The sequence below is a fragment of the Methylobacterium sp. WL6 genome (genome assembly GCF_008040095.1).
Classification (GTDB): Bacteria; Pseudomonadota; Alphaproteobacteria; order Rhizobiales; family Beijerinckiaceae; genus Methylobacterium.
This window is the reverse complement of the sequence record NZ_VRVH01000420.1, coordinates 1-3,082: the sequence shown is the minus strand read 5'-3', so window position 1 is coordinate 3,082 and position 3,082 is coordinate 1. Positions and strand designations below refer to the sequence as shown.

General features: G+C 74.2%; 2 protein-coding genes. Both read left to right on the top strand.

The window, feature by feature from the left end; translation table 11 throughout:
• The coding region (locus FV230_RS26585; RefSeq protein WP_246695016.1) for a type I secretion system permease/ATPase at positions 1 to 1,720 on the top strand (1,720 nt) is incomplete at its 5' end.
• A gap of 2 nt (positions 1,721 to 1,722) precedes the next feature.
• On the top strand, positions 1,723 to 3,082 hold a 1,360-nt coding region (locus FV230_RS26580), incomplete at its 3' end, for an HlyD family type I secretion periplasmic adaptor subunit (protein ID WP_147844513.1).

The window sequence follows — 3,082 nt, the reverse complement described above, 5'->3', positions numbered from 1 at the left end:
GGCCCTGGCGTCCTGCCGGACGGCGTTCGCCGGCGTCGCGGTGATGAGCGGCGTGGTGAACGTGCTGTACCTCACCGGCTCGTTCTTCATGCTGGAGGTCTACGACCGGGTGATCCCGAGCCGTTCGGTGCCGACGCTGATCGGGCTGATGGCGCTGGCGCTGACGCTGTACGCGTTCCAGGGGGCGCTCGAGGCGATCCGCTCGCGCATCCTCGCCCGCGTCGGGGCGGCGCTCGACGAGGCGCTGTCGGGCCGCGTGTTCGACCTCGTGGTGCGCGCGCCGCTCAAGGGGGCCGCCCCCGGCGACGGGCTGCTGCCGCTGCGCGACCTCGACCAGATCCGCGCGTTCCTGTCGGGCACCGGCCCGTCGGCGTTCTTCGACCTGCCGTGGCTGCCGATCTACCTGGCCGTCTGCTTCCTGTTCCACCCGCTGATCGGCGTCGCCGCGCTCTGCGGCGCCCTCTTCCTCGCGGCGGTGACGTGGCTGACCGACCGCGCCACCCGCAGGCCGGCCCAGGCCGCCACCGGGCACGGCCTGCGCCGCAACGGCCTGGCGGAGGCCGGGCGCCGCAACGCCGAGGTGCTCGCCGCGCTCGGCATGCAGGGCCGCTTCCAGGCGCGCTGGGCCGGGGCCAACCGCGACTACATGGACGCCCAGCAGCGCAACGCCGACGTGGCCGGGGGCCTCGGCGCCGTGTCGAAGGTGTTCCGCATGGCGCTGCAATCGGGCGTGCTGGCGCTCGGCGCCTGGCTGGTGATCCAGGGCCAGGCCACCGCCGGCATCATCATCGCGAGCTCGATCCTGGTGTCGCGGGCGCTGGCCCCGGCGGAACTCGCCATCGCCAACTGGAAGGGCTTCGTCCAGGCGCGCCAGAGCTGGGCCCGGCTCTCGGACCTGCTCACGCGCATCCCGGCCGGGCAGCCGCGCCACGGCCTGCCGGCGCCGTCGCGGACGCTGACGGTGGAGGCGGTCACGATCGCCCCGCCCGGCTCGCAGCGCCCGGTGGTCGGCGAGATCAGCTTCGCGCTGAAGGCCGGGCAGGGCCTCGGGGTGATCGGCCCCTCGGCCTCCGGCAAGTCGAGCCTGATCCGCGCGCTGATCGGCGTGTGGCCGCCCCTGCGCGGCAAGGTGCGCCTCGACGGGGCGGCCTTCGACCAGTGGGAACCGGCCGACCTCGGCCCCCATCTCGGCTACCTGCCGCAGGAGGCGGAGCTGTTCGCCGGCACCATCGGCGAGAACATCGCCCGCTTCGACCCGGCGGCCTCGGCCGAGGCGGTGATCGCGGCGGCGCAGGCGGCGGGCATCCACGAGATGGTGCTGCGGCTGACCGACGGCTACGACACCCGGATCGGCGAGGGGGGAGCGGGCCTGTCCTCCGGCCAGCGCCAGCGCATCGGCCTGGCGCGGGCGCTCTACGGCGACCCGTTCCTGGTGATCCTCGACGAGCCCAACGCCAACCTCGATGCCGAGGGCGAGAACGCGCTGACCCGGGCGATCCTCGGCGTGCGGGCGCGGGGCGGCATCTGCATCGTCGTGGCCCACCGCCCCTCGGCCCTGGCCGCGCTCGACCTCGTGCTGATGATGGCCGACGGCCGCGCCCAGGCCTTCGGCCCGAAGGACGAGGTGTTCAAGCGCGTGCTGCGCGCCGCCCCCGAACCGGCCCCGGCGGGGCTGCCCGCGCAAGGGCCCGCGAAGCCGACCCTGCAGGAAAGCGCCTGACCATGGCCGACCCCGTGATCCTCGCAGGCCCGATCGCCGCCGTCCCGGCCGCCCCCCTGCCGCCGCGCCCCCGCGCCCGGGCCTCGATCCGGCGCCACCTCGCGCTGAGCCTGGGGCTCGGCACCGTGCTGGTGGTCGGCGTCGGCGGCTGGGCCACCTTCACCGAGATCGCCGGCGCGGTGATCGCGCCGGGCCAGCTCGTGGTCGAGTCCGACGTCAAGAAGGTGCAGCACCCCACCGGCGGGGTGGTCGGGGAGCTGCGCGTGCGCGAGGGCGACCGGGTCAAGGCCGGCGACGTGCTGATCCGCCTCGACGAGACGCAGACCCGGGCCAACCTCGACATCGTGCTGCGGGCGCTGGACGAGCTCGACGCGCGCCATGCCCGCGACGAGGCCGAGCGCGACGACGCCCCGACGATCGCCTTCCCCGCCGAGCTGCTGGGCCGCCGGGACGCCGACCCCTCGGTCGCCCGCCTCGTCGACGGCGAGACCCGCCTGTTCGCCGCCCGCCGCGCCGGCCGCGCCGGGCAGAAGGCGCAGCTCTCCGAGCGCATCGAGCAGCTGCGCCAGGAGATCGGCGGCCTGACCCAGCAGGCCAACGCCAAGGAGCGCGAGATCGCGCTGATCCTCACCGAGCTGACGGGGGTGCGCGAGCTCTACGCCAAGAACCTGGTGCCGCTCTCGCGCGTCACCGCGCTCGAGCGCGAGACCGCCCGGCTCCAGGGCGAGCGCGGCCAGCTCGTCGCGCAGACCGCCTCGGCCAAGGGCAAGATCACCGAGACCGAGCTGCAGATCCTGCAGGTCGACGGCGACATGCGCACCGAGGTCGGCAAGGATCTCGCCGAGATCCGCGGCAAGCGCTCGGAGCTGCGCGAGAAGCGGGTCGCGGCCGAGGACCAGCTCAAGCGCATCGACCTGCGCAGCCCGCAGGACGGCACGGTCCACCAGATGACGGTCCACACCGTCGGTGGGCTGGTGACGCCGTCCGAGCCGGCGATGCTGATCGTGCCCACGGCCGACCAGCTCGCCGTCGAGGTCAAGATCCCGCCCCAGGACATCGACAGCGTGCGCCGCGAGCAGCGCGCGGTGCTGCGGTTCTCCGCCTTCAACAGCCGCACCACGCCCGAGATCGACGGCACGGTGAGCCGCGTCTCGGCCGACGTCTCGACCGATCCCAAGACCGGACAGAGCTACTACACCGCCCGCATCCGCGTGCCCGAGACCCAGCGCGAGCGCCTGGGCGAGGTCCAGCTCGTGCCCGGCATGCCGGTCGAAGCCTTCCTCCAGATCGGCGAGCGCTCCGTGATGAGCTACCTAATGAAGCCGCTCGCCGACCAGGTCGCCAAAGCCTGGCGCGAGAAGT